Source organism: Streptococcus parasanguinis, from assembly GCF_000963275.1.
GTDB lineage: Bacteria > Bacillota > Bacilli > Lactobacillales > Streptococcaceae > Streptococcus > Streptococcus parasanguinis_B.
Genome location: NZ_JYOW01000001.1, coordinates 27,443 through 45,990, shown reverse-complemented (window position 1 = coordinate 45,990; position 18,548 = coordinate 27,443). Strand labels below are relative to the sequence as shown.

Here is an 18,548-nt window from a genome sequence, read left to right as displayed (position 1 = left end):
CAGCACGACTTCTACCGGGCTAATATTTTTGGTAAAAAAATAATTCAATAATTATACAATTATTTTTCAAATAATAAATTTTTATAATTTTTTCAAAAAAAGCCGGAACATGTAGTTCCGACTAATTTTCTTATTCTTCTACGACTTCAGCTGTTTGAACTTCATCGACTGTTCCATCTGTTACTGGCACTTCTTCGATGATTTCAACTTCATTAATCGCTTGTGGTTCCAAGTTACGGTAACGAGCCATCCCTGTACCTGCAGGAATAATCTTACCAATGATAACATTTTCCTTCAGTCCAAGGAGATGGTCTTTCTTACCACGGATCGCTGCGTCAGTAAGAACACGAGTGGTTTCTTGGAAGGAAGCAGCTGACAAGAAACTGTTGGTTTCAAGAGAGGCTTTGGTGATTCCCATAAGGACTGGACGAGCAGTCGCAGGAACTCCACCAGAGATAAGGACATCCTTATTAGCATCTGTAAAGTCTGTAATGTCCATAAGCGTACCCATGAGAAGGTCTGTATCTCCTGGATCCATGACACGTACTTTACGGATCATTTGACGAACCATTACCTCGATGTGTTTGTCGCCGATTTCTACCCCTTGGCTACGGTATACTTTTTGTACTTCTGCAAGAAGGTAAGTTTCAACCGACAAGACATCACGAACGGCAAGGAGACGTTTTGGTTGGATAGACCCTTCTGTCAGAGCCGCACCACGAGAGACTTGATCTCCTACTTCGACTTTCATGCGGGCAGTGTAAGGGACAACGTATTCACCTTCACCAGTTGCTCCGCTAACAAAGACTTTCTTGGTCCGTGTAGAAGCATCTTCTTCGATCGCTGTGACTTCCCCTTTGACCTCAGTGATGACCGCTTCCCCTTTTGGATTGCGGGCTTCAAAGATTTCTTGGACACGAGGAAGACCTTGAGTGATATCGGTATTTGAGGCAACCCCACCCGTGTGGAAGGTACGCATGGTCAACTGTGTACCAGGTTCCCCGATAGATTGGGCAGCGATAGTTCCGACTGCTTCACCCACTTCAACCGCATCACCAGTCGCCAAGTTGATACCATAACAGTGACGGCAGACACCATGGCGGGTGTTACATGTAAAGACAGAGCGGATAGTGACTTCTTCCACACCAGCTTTGACAATTTCACGTGCTAGGTCTTCTGAAATCAAGGTATCTGGACCAACGATGACTTCACCTGTTTCAGGGTGTTTAACAGATTTCTTGGTATAACGACCAGTCAAACGTTCTTCGAGTGGCTCGATCATTTCCTTACCATCAGTAATGGCACGGATCACAAGTCCTCGGTCTGTTCCACAGTCGTCTTCGCGGATAATGACGTCTTGGGCTACGTCAACCAAACGACGAGTCAAGTAACCTGAGTCGGCTGTCTTGAGGGCCGTATCGGTCATCCCTTTACGGGCACCGTGAGTTGAGAAGAACATTTCGAGTACTGACAAACCTTCGCGGAAGTTTGACAGGATTGGCAATTCCATGATCCGTCCGTTTGGAGCGGCCATCAAACCACGCATACCGGCAAGTTGCGAGAAGTTTGAGATGTTACCACGGGCTCCAGAGTCCATCATCATAACAATTGGGTTCTTCGGATCTTGGTTATCTACCAAGCGTTTTTCCAATTTTTCACGGGCTGCACGCCATTCAGCTGTAACGGCATTGTAGCGTTCGTCATCAGTGATCAAACCACGACGGAATTGTTTGGTGATTTGTTCCACACGTTTGTGAGATTCTTCAATGATTTCTGCCTTGTCTTCAACGACCGGAATATCGGCAATCCCCACTGTCAAACCAGCAAGGGTTGAATGATGATAACCCAAGTCTTTCAAGCGGTCCAAGAATGCAGAAGTTTCAGTTGTACGGAAGCGTTTGAAGATTTCTGCGATGATATTTCCAAGATTTTTCTTCTTGAATGGAACGTTTAATTCCAATTTCTCAATCGCTGCTTTGACATCTTGACCAGGCTCCAAGAAATACTTAGCTGGAACGCCTTCTGTCAAGTTAACATTATTTGGCTCTTGAAGATATGGAAGTTCTGCAGGCATGATGTCGTTAAAGAGAATCTTACCAACAGTTGTCAAGAGAATCTTGTGTTGTTGTGCTTCTGTCCATGGTTTGTTCAAGCTATCCGTCGCAATTCCGACACGTGTATGCAAGTGAACATAGCCATTGCGAAGAGCCATCACGGCTTCATCACGGTCTTTAAAGACCATTCCTTCACCTTCACGACCAGCTTCTTCCATAGTGAGGTAGTAGTTCCCCAATACCATATCCTGAGATGGCGTAACGACTGGTTTACCATCTTTAGGGTTCAAGATATGCTCAGCAGCCAACATCAAGATACGAGCTTCTGCTTGAGCTTCTTCTGAAAGCGGTACGTGGATGGCCATTTGGTCTCCATCGAAGTCGGCATTGTAGGCTTCACAGACAAGGGGGTGCAAGCGGAGGGCTTTCCCGTCAATCAAGACAGGTTCAAAGGCTTGGATCCCCAAACGGTGAAGGGTCGGTGCGCGGTTCAAGAGAACTGGGTGTTCTTTGATCACTTCTTCCAAGATATCCCAGATACGTTCATCTCCGCGTTCGACCAAGCGTTTTGCAGCTTTAACATTTTGTACGATATCGCGTGCAACGATTTCACGCATGACAAATGGTTTGAAGAGCTCGATGGCCATTTCACGTGGCACACCACATTGGTACATTTTCAGAGTTGGACCAACGGCGATAACGGAACGTCCTGAGAAGTCCACCCGTTTACCGAGCAAGTTTTGACGGAAGCGTCCTTGTTTCCCTTTGAGCATGTGGCTCAATGATTTCAGTGGACGGCTACCTGGTCCTGTGATTGGACGACCACGACGACCGTTGTCGATCAAAGCGTCAACCGCTTCTTGGAGCATCCGTTTTTCGTTTTGCACGATGATACCAGGGGCATTCAATTCTAACAAACGAGCCAAACGGTTGTTCCGGTTAATTACCCGGCGATAAAGGTCATTCAAGTCAGAGGCAGCAAAACGGCCACCATCCAATTGGACCATCGGACGAAGATCTGGTGGAATAACGGGAAGGATGTTGAGGACCATCCATTCTGGCTTGTTGCCAGATTTGTAGAAGGCGTCCAAGACATCCAAACGACGCACAGCCTTCACACGTTTTTGACCAGTTGCAGTCTTCAATTCTTCTTTCAAGAGAGCAATTTCAGCTTCCAAATCCACTTGTTTCAAGAGGTCTTGGATGGCTTCTGCCCCCATCTTAGCTACAAAGGAACCTGGTCCGTATTCACGCAAGCGTTCACGGTATTCACGTTCCGTCATGATGGATTTGTGCTCAAGTGGAGTATCTTTTGGATCGATCACCACATAAGCTGCGAAGTAGATGACTTCTTCAAGGGCACGAGGACTCATATCCAAGGTCAATCCCATACGAGAAGGGATTCCTTTGAAGTACCAGATGTGTGATACAGGTGCTTTCAACTCGATATGCCCCATGCGTTCACGACGAACTTTCGCACGTGTTACTTCAACCCCACAGCGGTCACAAACGATCCCTTTGTAACGGATTCGTTTGTATTTCCCACACGCACATTCCCAGTCTTTTGTAGGTCCAAAGATGACTTCATCAAAGAGACCTTCGCGTTCTGGTTTCAATGTACGGTAGTTGATTGTTTCAGGTTTCTTGACCTCTCCATAAGACCATGAACGGACCTTGCTTGGAGAAGCTAGGGTGATTTGCATACTTTTAAAACGATTTACATCAACCACTATTTCTTACCTTTCCTTGTTTTCATACTTGTTTTATTTGGATACAGCTTAGGTGGAGGAAGAAAGGAAACTTTCTGCCACCTCCTTGTGTCTGTATCTTGTTATCGAATCATCCTGCTAGAAGCATTGGTTGCTCACAGGACAATCATTTTTACTGATTATTTTTCTGATTCTTCGGCATCAAAGGCTGCTTTTGCTTCCTTTGCTGCTTTTTCACGTGCTTTTTCAAGGTCATCCACATGAATCACATCATCGTCTTCGCCTTCATCAAGGTCACGAAGTTCCACTTCTTGATCATCTTCATCCAAGACACGCATGTCAAGACCAAGTGATTGCAATTCTTTGACAAGAACGCGGAAGGATTCTGGTACACCTGGTTTTGGAATTGGTTTACCTTTGGTAATCGCTTCATAGGCTTTCAGACGTCCGTTGACATCATCTGACTTGTAAGTCAAGATTTCTTGAAGGACATTTGATGCACCATAAGCCTCAAGGGCCCACACTTCCATTTCCCCGAAACGTTGTCCACCAAACTGAGCTTTCCCTCCGAGTGGTTGTTGGGTAACCATTGAGTATGGTCCGACTGAACGGGCATGGAGTTTATCATCAACCATGTGGTGAAGCTTGATCATGTACATGACACCGACAGAGACACGGTTGTCAAACGGTTCACCAGTACGTCCATCGTAAAGAATGGTCTTGGCATCGCTATCCATACCAGCTTCTTTCACAGTATCCCAGAGGTCTTCTGAGCTTGCTCCATCAAAGACTGGTGTTGCAATGTGAATACCCAAGTTACGAGCTGCCATACCAAGGTGAAGTTCCATAACCTGACCGATATTCATACGTGATGGCACCCCAAGAGGGTTCAACATGATATCAACTGGTGTACCGTCTGGAAGGTAAGGCATATCTTCAACTGGAACAATACGAGACACAACCCCTTTGTTTCCGTGACGACCGGCCATCTTATCTCCGACGCGGATCTTACGTTTTTGTGCAATGTAAACACGAACCAACATGTTGACACCCGATTGTAATTCATCACCGTTTGCACGGGTAAAGATCTTAACATCGCGAACGACTCCATCTCCACCGTGAGGTACACGGAGTGATGTATCACGCACTTCACGAGATTTATCCCCAAAGATAGCGTGAAGGAGACGTTCTTCAGCAGAAAGGTCTTTTTCACCTTTCGGTGTTACCTTACCGACAAGGATATCGCCTTCTTTAACCTCAGCACCAATACGGATAATACCTGTTTCATCCAAGTCACGAAGAGCATCTTCACCGACGTTCGGAATTTCACGGGTAATTTCTTCAGGGCCTAACTTGGTATCGCGTGTTTCTGATTCGAATTCTTCCAAGTGAACAGATGTGTAGACATCTTCTTTCACCAAGCGTTCGCTCATGATAACAGCATCCTCGAAGTTATACCCTTCCCAAGTCATGTAAGCGACGATTGGGTTTTGACCAAGGGCCATTTCCCCTTTTTCCATCGATGGACCGTCAGCGATAAAGTCACCTTTTTCAACGGTTTCACCAACTTTAACCAGAGTACGTTGGTTGTAGGCGGTACCTGAGTTTGAACGACGGAATTTTTGGATATGGTAAACATCAAGAGATCCATCTTCCCGACGAACTTCTACCTTGTCCGCATCTGCATAAGTAACTTTACCATCGTGTTGAGCAATGACTGCAGCTCCTGAGTCATGGGCTGCTTGGTATTCCATACCAGTACCCACGTAAGGGGCTTTTGGATCAATCAATGGCACAGCCTGACGCTGCATGTTGGCACCCATGAGGGCACGGTTGGAGTCATCGTTTTCCAAGAAAGGAATACATGCTGTCGCAACGGCAACTACTTGTTTTGGAGATACGTCCATGTAGTCGACTTGATCAGATGGGAACTCTTGGTTGTTACCACGATGACGTCCCATAACGATCGGCTCAGCAAAGCCACCTTTTTCGTTCAACTTAGAGTTGGCCTGAGCGACGATGTACTCATCTTCTTCATCGGCTGTCAACCAAACGATTTCGTTGGTCACTACACCTTTTTCACGGTCCACTTTACGGTATGGCGTTTGGATGAAACCATATTTGTTCAAGTGTCCATAAGATGACAAGTTGTTGATCAAACCGATGTTTGGTCCTTCAGGTGTTTCGATTGGACACATACGACCATAGTGGGTATAGTGCACGTCACGCACTTCATATCCGGCACGGTCACGTGTCAAACCACCAGGCCCTAAGGCAGACAAACGACGTTTGTGAGACAACTCAGAAAGTGGATTGTGTTGGTCCATGAACTGTGACAATTGTGAAGAACCAAAGAATTCTTTAATTGCTGCAGTTACTGGACGGATGTTGATGATTTGTTGTGGTGTCAAGACATCGTTATCTTGTACAGACATCCGTTCGCGAACGTTTCGTTCCATCCGTGAAAGTCCAAGACGCACTTGGTTGGCAAGCAATTCACCAACGGCACGAATCCGACGGTTTCCAAGATGGTCGATATCATCCACACGGCCAAGGCCTTCTGCAAGGTTCAAGAAATAGCTCATTTCTGCCAAGATATCAGCAGGTGTGATGATACGCACTTTGTCAGATGGGTTAGCATTTCCGATGATGGTGACAACGCGGTCTGGATCTGTCGGAGCGACAACTTTGAATTTTTGCAATTCTACTGGCTCTGTCAAAACAGCAGCATCATTTGGAATGTAGGTGATTTTGTTCAAACCGTTATCCAATTGTTCTGAGATGCTGTCGATCACATCGCGCGTCATGACAGTACCAGCTTCTACAAGGATTTCCCCTGTTTCAGCATCTACCAATGGTTCTGCGATTGTTTGGTTCAACAAGCGGTTCTTGATATTGAGTTTCTTGTTGATCTTGTAGCGACCGACAGGAGCCAAGTCATAACGACGTGGATCAAAGAAACGAGCTACCAACAAGCTGCGTGAGCTTTCCGCTGTTTTTGGTTCACCCGGACGAAGACGCTCGTAGATTTCTTTGAGGGCTTCATCTGTCCGTGAATCCATTGGATTTTTGTGGATATCTTTTTCAATGGTATTACGAACCAATTCGCTATCCCCAAAGATATCGATGATTTCATCATCTCCAGAGAATCCAAGAGCACGCACAAGAGTTGTAAATGGAATCTTACGTGTGCGGTCGATACGTGTGTAAGCAATGTCTTTTGAGTCGGTTTCAAGCTCTAACCAAGCCCCACGGTTAGGGATAACAGTTGATCCATAACCAACTTTACCATTCTTGTCCACCTTATCATTGAAGTAGACACCTGGTGAGCGGACCAACTGAGATACGATAATCCGTTCTCCACCATTGATGATGAAAGTTCCCATTTCAGTCATGATTGGGAAATCACCAAAGAAAACTTCTTGGGTCTTGATTTCACCTGTTTCTTTGTTGACCAAACGGAAGGTCACAAAGATTGGTGCTGAGTAGCTGGCATCGTGGATGCGCGCTTCTTCAAGCGAATACTTAGGTTCGCGGATTTCATAACCCACAAATTCCAATTCCATTGTATCCGTGAAGTTTGAGATGGGAAGCACATCTTCAAAGACTTCCTTCAAGCCATGATCCAAGAAATCTTTGAATGAGTCTGTCTGGATTTCAATCAAGTTTGGTAAATCAAGAACCTCTTTGATTCTTGAAAAACTACGACGGGTCCGATGTTTCCCGTATTGAACGTCATGTCCTGCCAAAGTTTTTAGCTCCTTTTTCCATACTAGGATAGCTTGGTAAAATGACTTTCACCACCTATCCGGTTTTAACTACAATTGTGTGATTTGCATCACGTGAAGAGCTGTCTCTTCACCTCATTCGTCGCTTTTTGTAATTTTTAGAAAAATTAAATTTGTGTAACAAACTAGGATTTTTTTGAAAAATAGGCACAAAAAGAGCAGCTAAATCGACTTATTCAAGTAAGATTTAACTGCTGTAAGCTCTTATTTGGACAATATTTCAAATAAAGCACACGACAAATTAGTTATCACTATTATACCGTTTTTTGCTCCAAAAATCAAGGCTTTCTCTAGATTTTCTACTGGATCAGACTAGCGTCGATTACCACGATTTGAGCTGTTTCGATTTGAACTATTGCTGGATGAACTATTGCTTGTCGAATTGTTCTTACTATTCGACTGATTTCCACTGGAATTGCCGAGAATCGCTGCCCAAGCACTTTGATAATCGCTATCCGATCCCCCGATGGCAAAGCGGTATTGAGTGGTTGGCGCTCCGTTTTTGGCCCAAAGGCTCGTCACCATTTGACCGCTCACATCGATATCCCGGCCATTGACATTGACGCGACCCGGTCTTTCACCAGTCGATTTGAGCACTTCAGAGCGGATCACACTCTTATCGAGAGTGAATTTATCCTGAATCCCAAAGAGACTTGGATCTGCTTGGTAGATCGCATTTGCCAACTGCGCCATGTATTGGGCATTGTTGTTGTATCCAGTCAAGGTCTGCATAGAAGCATTGTTGTCATGGCCAATCCAACCTCCTAAAGAAACATTAGGGGTGGACAGCATGAGCCACATATCCCCATTTGAGTTAGTGGTACCGGTTTTTCCAATCCAGTCAGCACCTGCCAGCGTTGGATTGACTTGGCTAATCCGTGACTTAAAGGTCGTTGTAGCACCAGACGTAATAACCCCGCGCAAGAGATCCTGCATAATCGTTGCCGTCGCTGGAGAGTAAACACGAACAGGATCTGCCTCGTGCTTGTATACTACATCCCCATCTCGATCAATGATTTGCTCCACCATGTATCGTTTGAGGTAGTTCCCATTGTTAGCAATGGTTTGGAAACCATTGGTATGTTGGGCAACAGTGACCTCAATTCCTCCCCCCATTGGCAGGCTTTCAATGCCATATTCAGGGATATCATAGCCCATTTTCTTCATGTAGGATGGGACATCCACACCCTTTTCACGAAGGGTCCGGTAAGTCCAGTAAGCTGGAATATTCCATGAGGTGTTGAGGGCCTCACGGAGATCCATCATGGCTGTTCCTCGGCTATCCACGTGCATGATCGGCTCACCACTTGAGAAATTAGTTGGGTAGTTAGAAAGGATGCTATTGCTTCCCATCAAGCCTTGGTCGATGGCAATCCCATAGGCCAACAATGGTTTGATAGTAGACCCTGGGGAACGCTCTGTATCAAAGGCATGGTTGTTTTGGTTACCGTCAAAATTCCGTCCACCGATAAATCCTAAAACGGCACCTGTTCGGTTGTCCATAAGGACATTCCCAACTTCTACAAGACCCGTTCCATCATCCAAGACGCTTCCAAAGTTCGCTACTGCGGCCTGCATCGCATTGTGAACCGGTTTGTTAATCGTGGTTTGAATGGTGTAGCCACCTTCGCGCAACTCACTCTCAGCTAATTCTTGATAAGCCTTGACGGTTTCATTATTTTTCAAGTCTTGCTTGGTGACATTGTCTCGCTTGATCAAGTAATCATACATGGCCTCTTTTGCTTCTTCCATGGCTTGGAAGTAGAGGTAGTCATGCGGTGTTTTCTCGATGCCATCTGGAGCCATGAAGTCTTTAGTCAAGTCGTACTGGGCATAGGTCTCGTAGTCTTTTTTCGACAAGGCTCCCGTCCGGTACATATTGAACAAAACGTCTTTGGCACGCGCCAAACCTAACTCGAGGTTTTCCTTGCTCTTTAGGCTACCGTCTGCAGCATAAGGAGAGTAGACAATCGGACTTTGTGGTAAGCCAGCGATAAAGGCCGCTTGTGGAACGGTCAAGTCTTTGGCAGAGACGCCAAAGATTCCTTGAGCTGCAGCTTCCACACCCGCAATATTTTGTCCCCGATTGTTTCGTCCAAAAGGCGAAACATTTAAGTAGGTGGTTAGGATTTCATTTTTATCCATTCCCCGCTCTAGAGCCAGGGCATCGACAATCTCTGTCACCTTACGAGTAAAGGTTGGAGCGTCTCCCACGACTTGCTGTTTGATCAACTGCTGGGTCAGGGTTGATCCCCCACTAGAGGAACCCACGCCGGCTACAGATCCAAGCGTTGCCCGAAGAACGGCTTTAGGTACAACCCCCTTGTGGCTTTCAAAATTCTCATCCTCAGTAGCGATCACAGCCTTCTTGACATTGTCTGAAATGGCGTCTCCTGCTACTGGCGTACGGATCAAATCACTGTCCACTTCTGCAATCAGGCTCTTATCGGAATAGGTTAGTTTTGAAACACTGCTGACATTTCGGACCTGCTGGACCAGTTCTTCTGTCTTTGGAACCTTGACATTGCTAAAGAGGCTCGCCGCATAACCAATCCCGATCCCTGCGCCAAATAAAAAGAGGCACACGAACAGGGCGATCATGACATCCCACAAGAGTTTGAGGGTCCGCAAACAGGTCGCAAAAATATCACCGACAGACCAGCTACTTTCTTCATTTTTTTCCTTATTCGGAGTTTCTGTATACATCTTTGCAAAGAATTTTTGGACTTTCTTCCAAAACTCTTGCAGCTTCTCTTTTATTTGATTCACTGATTCTTTCTCCTTGTTCCCTATATTATAGCAGATTAGACCCTTTGTTTTCAATCACAAGAGCGTAGAAATCGTCACTCATTCTTCCTGGGTAAGGACAAGAAAATGATGGAAAGCATTGCCATTTCCGTGGTTTATGGTAGAATAGAGAAATGAATAAACTTATAAAGGAGAAAAGACACATGCACATTTTTGATGAGCTAAAAGAGCGTGGTTTGGTATTTCAAACGACGGATGAAGAAGCCTTACGCAAAGCACTGGAAGAAGGTCAGGTTTCTTATTATACTGGTTATGATCCAACTGCTGACAGCCTTCACCTTGGTCACTTGGTTGCCATCTTGACGAGCCGTCGTCTTCAACTAGCAGGCCACAAACCTTATGCGCTCGTTGGCGGTGCGACTGGTCTCATTGGAGATCCGTCCTTCAAAGATGCTGAACGTAGTCTCCAAACAAAAGAAACTGTACAAGAATGGGTTCGCTCCATTCAAGGGCAATTGTCTCGTTTCCTCGATTTTGAAAATGGGGACAATAAAGCCGAAATGGTCAACAACTACGATTGGTTCGGAAGCATTAGCTTTATTGACTTCCTTCGTGATGTTGGAAAATACTTTACGGTCAATGCTATGATGAGTAAAGAATCTGTTAAAAAACGGATTGAGACAGGGATTTCTTACACGGAGTTTGCCTACCAAATTATGCAAGGCTATGACTTCTACGTCCTCAACCAAGAACACAATGTAACCCTTCAAATCGGTGGATCTGACCAATGGGGAAACATGACAGCTGGCACTGAGTTGATGCGTCGTAAAGCAGATAAAACTGGTCATGTTATGACTGTGCCTTTGATCACAGATGCAACTGGTAAGAAATTCGGTAAATCAGAAGGCAATGCAGTCTGGCTCAATGCAGACAAAACATCTCCATACGAAATGTACCAATTCTGGATGAATGTGATGGATGCGGATGCTGTGCGCTTCTTGAAGATCTTCACTTTCTTGTCACTTGATGAGATTGAAGAGATCCGCAAACAGTTTGAAGCGGCGCCACACGAACGCTTGGCTCAAAAGATCTTGGCGCGTGAAGTGGTTACCCTTGTCCACGGCGAAGAAGCCTACAAGGAAGCCCTCAACATCACCGAACAACTCTTTGCAGGAAACATCAAAAACCTTTCTGTCAAAGAACTCAAACAAGGCCTTCGTGGTGTGCCAAACTACCAGGTCCAAGCAGAAGACAACCTCAACATTGTTGAACTCTTGGTCACAGCTGGTGTGGTAAATTCTAAACGCCAAGCCCGCGAAGATGTCCAAAATGGAGCTATCTACGTCAACGGCGAACGCATCCAAGACCTTGACTATGTCTTGAGCGATAGCGATAAATTAGAAAATGAATTGACCGTTATCCGTCGCGGTAAGAAAAAATACTTTGTTTTGACTTATTAAGAAAGTAAAACCACGAAGTTTGGTATGAACTTCGTGGTTTTCTTATACACTTTTTTCTGGGACTATTTCCCTTTTCTGCGATGCAACAAAGCTTGGTTGATTCGTTGAGTTTTTTTATGGAGTTGCCAAATCTGGTAAAGCCAGATCAGACCGTAAATGGCTAGAAAGATCAACCAAGGAATAGGACTCCGTAAGGCTGCCCCCCAGCCAAAAAATAAGTAGGTCAATGCTAAGATGGTAGCTGTCACAACTAAATGCAAGGCCACACGCAAACTATAGGTCAAAAACTCTTCTTCCTCAAGAATGAACGTCAAGACTCCCATTGTTCCACTCATCAAAAAGATCGCTAGGATGTTGCGTACATTCACGGCAGGATAGACGATGTTGGGATAGACATGGGATAATAACACCAAACACAAATAAAAGAAGGATCCTGTCCTCATACCAGATACAAAATAAGCTATAAATCGTTTCATCACTTTCTCCTATACCCCTAAATAATCCATCAAGGATTTGACATATTTCCGACTGACACTTGATTTTACTCCGCGTGTCAGTTTAGCCATCATATTGCCTGAAAAACTATCCGATAGCGATTCCAAATGGTCGATATTCATCACCGCGTGGCGGGATATCTGTAAAAAATTACGACGATTAATCCGATGTTGAAAATTTGTCAAAGTATCTCTGACAATGAACGTTTTGTCTGTCGTATAAATGGTTAGCTGATTCTTATCAATCTCGGCTAGAATAATGTCATCAATTTTCACCATGATCAAATGATCATCTGTTTTGATAGGGATCACTACTTGATTCACTGTCGAAAATTGTTCGAGATAGTCCATCACCTCTCGTGCTTGATCGGATAATTGCTTGGCTTGAATGACCACACAGGGGTCGTTTTCTGGGATATCCTGTTTTTCCTCAAAACGAATCTTCATTCCTACTCCAATTCTCACTTACTTTCTTTTATTCGATCTTTTTGCTAAGGAAACCCAAATCCCCAAAGCTAGAAGAATACCACCTAACACTATAAGGTATGTTTGTTCCTTTGTCAATAAGGCTTGCCATTTGAGCTGAACGCCCATTTTTTCTTGAAATTCTCGAAGAAGATCATCTCGCCCCTTAAAGGCTTCGCTCACTGCTTCTTTCATGAGTACTTGTCGATAAAGTGCAGCAATATAAGTTGCTGGAGTACATTTCATTAGTAGTTGTGCAAAATCAGGTAGAACACCTAAAGGTACATAAGTCCCTACCAAAAAACCAGAAGCTGTACCCACTATGGTCGCAAACTTCCCAAGACTGTCTACGGAATGGAAAAAATAAACAAAAATGGCATTCACTAAACTAGAAAGCAGGCTACTAAGCAGCATGATGAGGAGCACTTCAGGTAATAAAGACAGTGCTGGAACTTCTCTAAAATAGCCACACATCAGCACATACATAAGGACTTGCATGAAAAAAGAGATGATGATTGCACTTGCTAAATATGAAGATGGTAACCGCCACTTCCCTTGATCCGATAAATAAAGATCCTGATCTACTTGATGTTCACGGTCCTTTACCGACTGAGTCAGGGCAGCCAGACTTGTCGTAATCCCTGTCACAGCCAGCGTCCCACTCATTAACCAATTATTTAACACAGGACCTCTATTGGGGAGCTGAGCCCAAGCATCTGTTAGATTTTTTTGAAGAAAAATAATATAGAGAACAAAGGAAATCAAGGCTCCCAACAGGGAGAAGAAAACTCCTGAACGATTTCTGAAGTACAATAAAAAATTTCGCTTTAGTAAGGCTAGCATTAGCGGACCTCCCTTCCTGTAAGTGCAATAAAGGCATCATCCATGGTCCCTGGACGAAACTCAAAATGGGCTATTCTATCTCTAACTTGCGCCAGGTAATCAATGGCTTCCCTTTCACTCTTGGGTTGAAAAATATACTCCAATTGACTTTGTTGCTCTACTGACATTCCCAAAGATTTGAGACTTTCTATCTGCTGTCTCTCCTTGAAACGAATCTTCAAGATGTTTTTTGCATATTGACTCTTAATATCTAGCGCCGATCCTTGAGCAATCACTTCCCCATGGTCCACAATATAAATTTGATCAGCTTCATCTGCTTCGTCAAGATAATGCGTGGTCAATACAACAGTCATTCCCTCTTCTCTCTGCAATTGATAGAGCAAATCCCAGATAGACTTCCGAGTTTGGATATCCAAACCTGTCGTTGGTTCGTCTAAGAACAGAATATCTGGTTGTGAGAGCAGGGCACGCGCAATGTCAACCCGACGCTTTTGGCCACCTGAAAGCGTTCCGTATTTCTGCTTTTGGAAAGCTGATAGGCCTAGCCGATCAATAAGATCAGACACACGATTTGATTTTAGGTCTTTGTACTGTCTCGCACGAATGGTCAGATTTTCTCTAACCGTTAGCATCTCATCTAAAACACTGGTTTGGAAGACCACACCAATTTTAGTACCTGGTTTATAGATGATTTCACCTTGCGTTGGTTGTTTCAAACCAATCAACATGGAAATCGTCGTTGATTTCCCCGCCCCATTTGGTCCTAGAATCGCATTAAAGGTTCCCTTTTCAAACTGTAAGTGAATATTGTTTACGGCTAAATGATTTCCATATCGTTTACTGATGTTTTTAGCTTGTAATATCATGTTCTCTCTCCTTTTGATAGAACCAGTCTAACAAAAAAGCCGCTTAAAAAATGGCTTTTGGGGATAAGTGGTCAAAATGAAGAGATGAGTGGCGAGATAGAAGAGATTAAAATGAGGAAAAAATTTATTGCAGCCATTCTTTTCCCCATTGATTCAAGTCCTTTAAAATCGGCATCAATGAATTGCCTTTTTCTATCAGCTCATATTCTGTTTGGTACTCTATTAGAGCATCGGTTGCTATCTAGAGGCTCTTTTGTTACACTACTAATATGAATACACCGATTAAACCAAAATTACAACGATTTCAAACAGCCACTGCTTTTGCCTGTCCCATCTGTCAACTGGACCTAGAACTTGTGGAGACCAGTTTTAAATGTCCCAAGGGCCATTCTTTTGATTTAGCGAAATTTGGCTATGTCAACCTGGCTCCCCAGATCAAACAATCAAAGGACTATGACAAAGAAAATTTCCAGAATCGCCAGCTAATCCTAGAAGCAGGTTTTTATGAGCCGATTCTAACAGCGATCGGACAAAAAATTCCGACCAGTGATGCCAGAATTCTAGATATCGGTTGCGGAGAAGGTTATTACTCCCGAAAACTACAAGAAGCCTATCCCGAAGCTACTTTCTATGCCTTTGATCTTTCCAAGGAATCTGTGCAACTAGCTGCCAAGAGTGACACTAGCTGGAAGGTCAATTGGTTTGTCGGAGACTTGGCTCATTTACCCATTCAATCCAAGAGTATGGAGGTCATTTTGGACATCTTCTCCCCGGCTAATTATGCTGAATTTGAGCGTGTCTTAAAGGATGAAGGGGTGATCATTAAGGTTGTCCCAACCTCTTCTCATCTGAAAGAAATTCGTCAGTTGGCCCAAGATCAATTGACCAAGCAATCCTACTCCAACCAGGAGATTTTAGAGCACTTTGAAGACCACTGCCAGATCCTCTCATCCGAAACGGTCAGCCTCACCAAGAGTTTAACTCCTGAAGAACGCCAGGCGCTCCTCGCCATGACCCCCCTTCTATTTCACGTTGACCAAGAAAAAATCGACTGGAATCAACTCACAGAAATCACCGTTGAAGCGGAGCTGCTAGTTGGGAAAATCAAGATACAAAGGACTTAAAGTAAAAAGGCTGAGACGATTTGTCTCAGCCTTTTTACTCATCTTCTGCATGCTCTGTCATGACTTGTAAGCGATAGGTTTTAGGCGATTTTCCACAGAGTTTACGGAAAACCTTATAGAAATAGCCCACATTGCTGTAACCGACTTTATAGCAGATATCTTCAATGCTGTCATTGGTAGATAAGAGGAGCTGCTGGGCAGCCTTAATCCGCTGTTTGTTGAGGAGTTCTGCGAACGTTGCATTGGTTTCTCGTTTAATCAATTGGCCTAAATAGACTGGATTGATAAAGAGAGCCTGACTAATGTCCTTGAGTGACAGCTCTTTTTGGTAATCACGGCTAATCACTTGGAGGACACTCGCTACATTTTCGTTCATTCGATAGTGGGATAAGAAACGGGATAACTCTTCCTGGATGAAGCTAATCATCTCACTAAAGGTAGCAGCATCATGGACTTTCTTGACCACATCGGCCAAATCATCTCCTTGCAGGTATTCAAACAAATGAAAGACATCCATCAAAAATTGGATAAAGAGTTGCTTGGTCAGCGAAACCTTAGGTGTCTTCTCAAGGATCATTTTTTCCAACCAGTCCAGTTCTTCTAAGATCTGTTGGATATTTCCTTGCATGATCACCCGGTAGGCCGGCTCGTAGTAGTTAAAGACTTCCTCATCTTGATTGAGAGGGGTCGCTCCATAAAAGAGACTCCGCTCCACTAGGTCCTTAAATTGATGAAAGTGCTCCTTATAAGGTGGCTCGAAGGCCTTCTCAATCATGGCTTCTTCTTCTTGATCTGAGATAAAGAGTTGAAGATTTTGCCCGAGAACTTGGTAAGACGAGCTGATAAAGCCTTTTTTCTCCTTAGCAACCCCAATCCACAGTGAATTTCGTCCTGCGATATACCGACAAAACTCTTCCTCAGAGATATCATCGTGAATCAAGCGGTTGGCCAACTCTTGGCTTGGTTGCTGGATTTGGTGCTGAATTTTTTCTAGGATATTGCCCATCTCCACCTTATTGACAGGTTTGAGCAGGTAGTCTGCCACGCGCAAATTGAGAGCTGTCTTGACATATTCAAAATCCTGATAGCCTGACATAATGATAAAAGCAGCATCTGGCATCAAATCCTTCATCTCTGCAATCATCTGAAGTCCGGTCTTTCCAGGCATATTGACATCCGTGATCACCACATCCACCGGATGCTCTCGCACATAATCAAGGGCCTGGTCTGCATCTTCTGCAGTTGCGACCACTTCCATATTCCAGTGGTCAAAGGGGATTAATTTTTTTAACCCTTCTGTAATCATATACTCATCGTCTACTAATAAGACTTTGTACATTCTGTCTCCTTTATTCATCTTGAATGGTTATCGTATAGGTCACTCCATGGTGAGGTTGGGAGAAGACTTGGATATGGTAGCGATCTCCAAAATAGAGTAGCATGCGTTCATGGACATTGACAATTCCGATAGACTGCCGACCACTCTTTTCTTCGATTTCTGAGCGTGGATTGCGATTGGCCAGTATCTCTTGAATTTTTTCTAGCTGTTCTTCTTCCATCCCACGCCCATTATCAGTAACTAGGATCATGACTTGCCCTTCTCCTTGCAAGACTTTGACACTAATCACATTGTCCTTGCGTTTATGATCCACTCCATGCGCAAAATAGTTCTCGACCAAAGGCTGGATGGTGAATTTGGGAATCTTCATCTTTTCCAAACCTGGATCGATCTTAAAGCCATAGGCAATCGATTTTGGATAACGCACCATACAGAGGTAGCTGTATTTGCGACAAAATTCGAGCTCATTTTCAACTGTCGTCACTCGCTCGTCTGAGATATTATTGCGCAAGAGACTACTAAACTCATAGATAATATCACCCAATTCATCCTGCTCTTGCATGACGGCATACATCCGGATAAATTCCAGTGTATTGTACATGAAGTGGGGATTGATCTGGGCTTGTAGGGCCCGCATATTGGCATCTTTTTGGCTGAGCTGCAGCTGGTAGATATCCCGAATATTCTTATCCATATTGTCTAACATGGTATTGATCATATTACCAATAACCAGCAGTTCTTGGTCCTTGGTCGAGGTATCAATCCGTCGTTCACTATCGCCTTGACTGATCTGATTCATGGTATCGACCAAATCGAGGACTTGACGCCGGTAATTTTTGAAAATCTGACCTAATAACAAGTAAAGGATCAAGAAAATTAGGAAAGCAATGGAGAGGAAAGTGGTCAGGTTAGCTAGACCCTTTTTGACCAGATAACTTTCAGAAACAGCTACATCCGCCTTGTAGCCATAGATCGTGCTACGGGTTTGCCATTTAACATCTTTTGATTGCCCCTTATCCCCTTCATGGTACATCTCTTTCCCAAAGGGAGTGAAAATCCGCACAGCGATCGGAAGATCGCCTCTGGCATTATCAATCGTTGCCGTCAAAATTTCTTGGTCCAGCGTCATATAAGCTATCCCAACTCCAGCACCCGTAGTCGGATCTGTCAAAGGAACCGGAATGGCTGTCGCAGGAGCCTTGTAATGGTCCGCTGAGACTTGCTTGCCTCCCTGTGATTGCCGGGTAGAGACAAATACCGTCTTGTAATCAGACAAGGTGACATCGATACCCTCGATGTTTTTATTGCTCAAATAGAGGCTGTCAATATTCTTATGTAGGGACAATTGGATATACGAAGGAAATTGGGCATTCAATCGCCAAGTCTCATACTCCGATGGTGACAAGGTAAAATAGCGATAAACTCCTTCTAATTTTGCAGGGTTTTCAACGAGGCTACGCCCTTCTTGTGTGACCCGCTGATAAGAGGTCTCAAGATCCGTCACCACTTCGGTCAAGACCCGTTGGGCGATCCGGTCGGCTTCAGCTTGCTGGTTTTTCCAAGAGATCCCCGCAACAACCAGGCCCATAATGGTCAAAATGACCACCATGACATAGGCGTAGAATTTTAAAAGCGTACTTAACCAGATTTTTTTCATC

General features: G+C 44.2%; 11 protein-coding genes and 1 pseudogene. 2 read left to right on the top strand and 10 right to left on the bottom strand.

Annotation, left to right across the window (positions count from 1 at the left end; all coding sequences use genetic code 11):
• Positions 1-130: 130 nt before the first annotated feature.
• From rpoC to pbp1b, 3 genes are all read right to left on the bottom strand, one after another.
• The gene (gene rpoC, locus TZ97_RS00250; protein ID WP_045758993.1) at positions 131-3,784 is read right to left on the bottom strand and encodes a DNA-directed RNA polymerase subunit beta'; all 3,654 of its coding nucleotides are present in this window, start codon (positions 3,782-3,784) and stop codon (positions 131-133) included.
• A 158-nt stretch (positions 3,785-3,942) separates the two neighbouring features.
• Positions 3,943-7,512 carry a DNA-directed RNA polymerase subunit beta gene (gene rpoB, locus TZ97_RS00245; RefSeq protein ID WP_045758992.1) on the bottom strand — a complete coding sequence of 1,190 codons (3,570 nt, stop codon included), beginning with the start codon at positions 7,510-7,512 and terminating at the stop codon, positions 3,943-3,945.
• Between the two features lie 351 nt (positions 7,513-7,863).
• Complete coding sequence (gene pbp1b / locus TZ97_RS00240; RefSeq protein WP_045758991.1) at positions 7,864-10,320, bottom strand: penicillin-binding protein PBP1B; 2,457 nt, start codon at positions 10,318-10,320, stop codon at positions 7,864-7,866.
• Between the two features lie 182 nt (positions 10,321-10,502).
• Here pbp1b and tyrS point away from each other — a divergent pair, with 182 nt between their 5' ends.
• A complete protein-coding gene (tyrS, locus tag TZ97_RS00235; protein ID WP_003004779.1) occupies positions 10,503-11,759 on the top strand; it encodes a tyrosine--tRNA ligase in 1,257 nt (418 codons plus the stop codon).
• A 62-nt stretch (positions 11,760-11,821) separates the two neighbouring features.
• Here tyrS and TZ97_RS00230 read toward each other — a convergent pair whose 3' ends face one another.
• The 5 genes and pseudogenes from TZ97_RS00230 to TZ97_RS11005 all read right to left on the bottom strand — a co-directional run.
• Positions 11,822-12,235 (bottom strand): DUF3021 domain-containing protein, encoded by a 414-nt coding sequence (locus tag TZ97_RS00230; RefSeq protein ID WP_045758990.1) that lies wholly within the window; start codon positions 12,233-12,235, stop codon positions 11,822-11,824.
• A 9-nt stretch (positions 12,236-12,244) separates the two neighbouring features.
• Positions 12,245-12,700 carry a LytTR family DNA-binding domain-containing protein gene (locus tag TZ97_RS00225; protein WP_003013710.1) on the bottom strand — a complete coding sequence of 152 codons (456 nt, stop codon included), beginning with the start codon at positions 12,698-12,700 and terminating at the stop codon, positions 12,245-12,247.
• Positions 12,701-12,718: 18 nt separating this feature from the next.
• The gene (locus TZ97_RS00220) at positions 12,719-13,561 is read right to left on the bottom strand and encodes an ABC transporter permease (protein ID WP_045758989.1); all 843 of its coding nucleotides are present in this window, start codon (positions 13,559-13,561) and stop codon (positions 12,719-12,721) included.
• A complete protein-coding gene (locus TZ97_RS00215) occupies positions 13,561-14,427 on the bottom strand; it encodes an ABC transporter ATP-binding protein (RefSeq protein WP_045758988.1) in 867 nt (288 codons plus the stop codon). The genes TZ97_RS00220 and TZ97_RS00215 overlap by 1 nt, the downstream gene beginning before the upstream one ends.
• 124 nt (positions 14,428-14,551) lie before the next feature.
• A pseudogene (locus TZ97_RS11005) lies at positions 14,552-14,638 on the bottom strand (winged helix-turn-helix transcriptional regulator); the annotation flags it as partial.
• Positions 14,639-14,696: 58 nt separating this feature from the next.
• Between TZ97_RS11005 and TZ97_RS00205 the strand changes: the two are divergent.
• A complete protein-coding gene (locus tag TZ97_RS00205; RefSeq protein WP_045758986.1) occupies positions 14,697-15,551 on the top strand; it encodes a putative RNA methyltransferase in 855 nt (284 codons plus the stop codon).
• Positions 15,552-15,585: 34 nt separating this feature from the next.
• Here TZ97_RS00205 and TZ97_RS00200 read toward each other — a convergent pair whose 3' ends face one another.
• Both TZ97_RS00200 and TZ97_RS00195 read right to left on the bottom strand, forming a co-directional pair.
• Positions 15,586-16,890 (bottom strand): response regulator transcription factor, encoded by a 1,305-nt coding sequence (locus TZ97_RS00200; RefSeq protein ID WP_045758985.1) that lies wholly within the window; start codon positions 16,888-16,890, stop codon positions 15,586-15,588.
• Positions 16,891-16,900: 10 nt separating this feature from the next.
• Entirely contained in the window at positions 16,901-18,547 is a 1,647-nt protein-coding gene (locus TZ97_RS00195; RefSeq protein ID WP_045758984.1) for a sensor histidine kinase, read from the bottom strand.
• Between the last annotated feature and the right edge of the window lies 1 nt (position 18,548).

Excerpts from the sequence above, each read along its gene's own strand:
- tyrS (WP_003004779.1), top strand. The coding sequence starts at position 10,503 with ATGCACATTTTTGATGAGCTAAAAGAGCGTGGTTTGGTATTTCAAACG.
- TZ97_RS00230 (WP_045758990.1), bottom strand. The coding sequence starts at position 12,235 with ATGAAACGATTTATAGCTTATTTTGTATCTGGTATGAGGACAGGATCC.
- TZ97_RS00225 (WP_003013710.1), bottom strand. The coding sequence starts at position 12,700 with ATGAAGATTCGTTTTGAGGAAAAACAGGATATCCCAGAAAACGACCCC.
- TZ97_RS00220 (WP_045758989.1), bottom strand. The coding sequence starts at position 13,561 with ATGCTAGCCTTACTAAAGCGAAATTTTTTATTGTACTTCAGAAATCGT.
- TZ97_RS00215 (WP_045758988.1), bottom strand. The coding sequence starts at position 14,427 with ATGATATTACAAGCTAAAAACATCAGTAAACGATATGGAAATCATTTA.
- TZ97_RS00205 (WP_045758986.1), top strand. The coding sequence starts at position 14,697 with ATGAATACACCGATTAAACCAAAATTACAACGATTTCAAACAGCCACT.
- TZ97_RS00200 (WP_045758985.1), bottom strand. The coding sequence starts at position 16,890 with ATGTACAAAGTCTTATTAGTAGACGATGAGTATATGATTACAGAAGGG.
- TZ97_RS00195 (WP_045758984.1), bottom strand. The coding sequence starts at position 18,547 with ATGAAAAAAATCTGGTTAAGTACGCTTTTAAAATTCTACGCCTATGTC.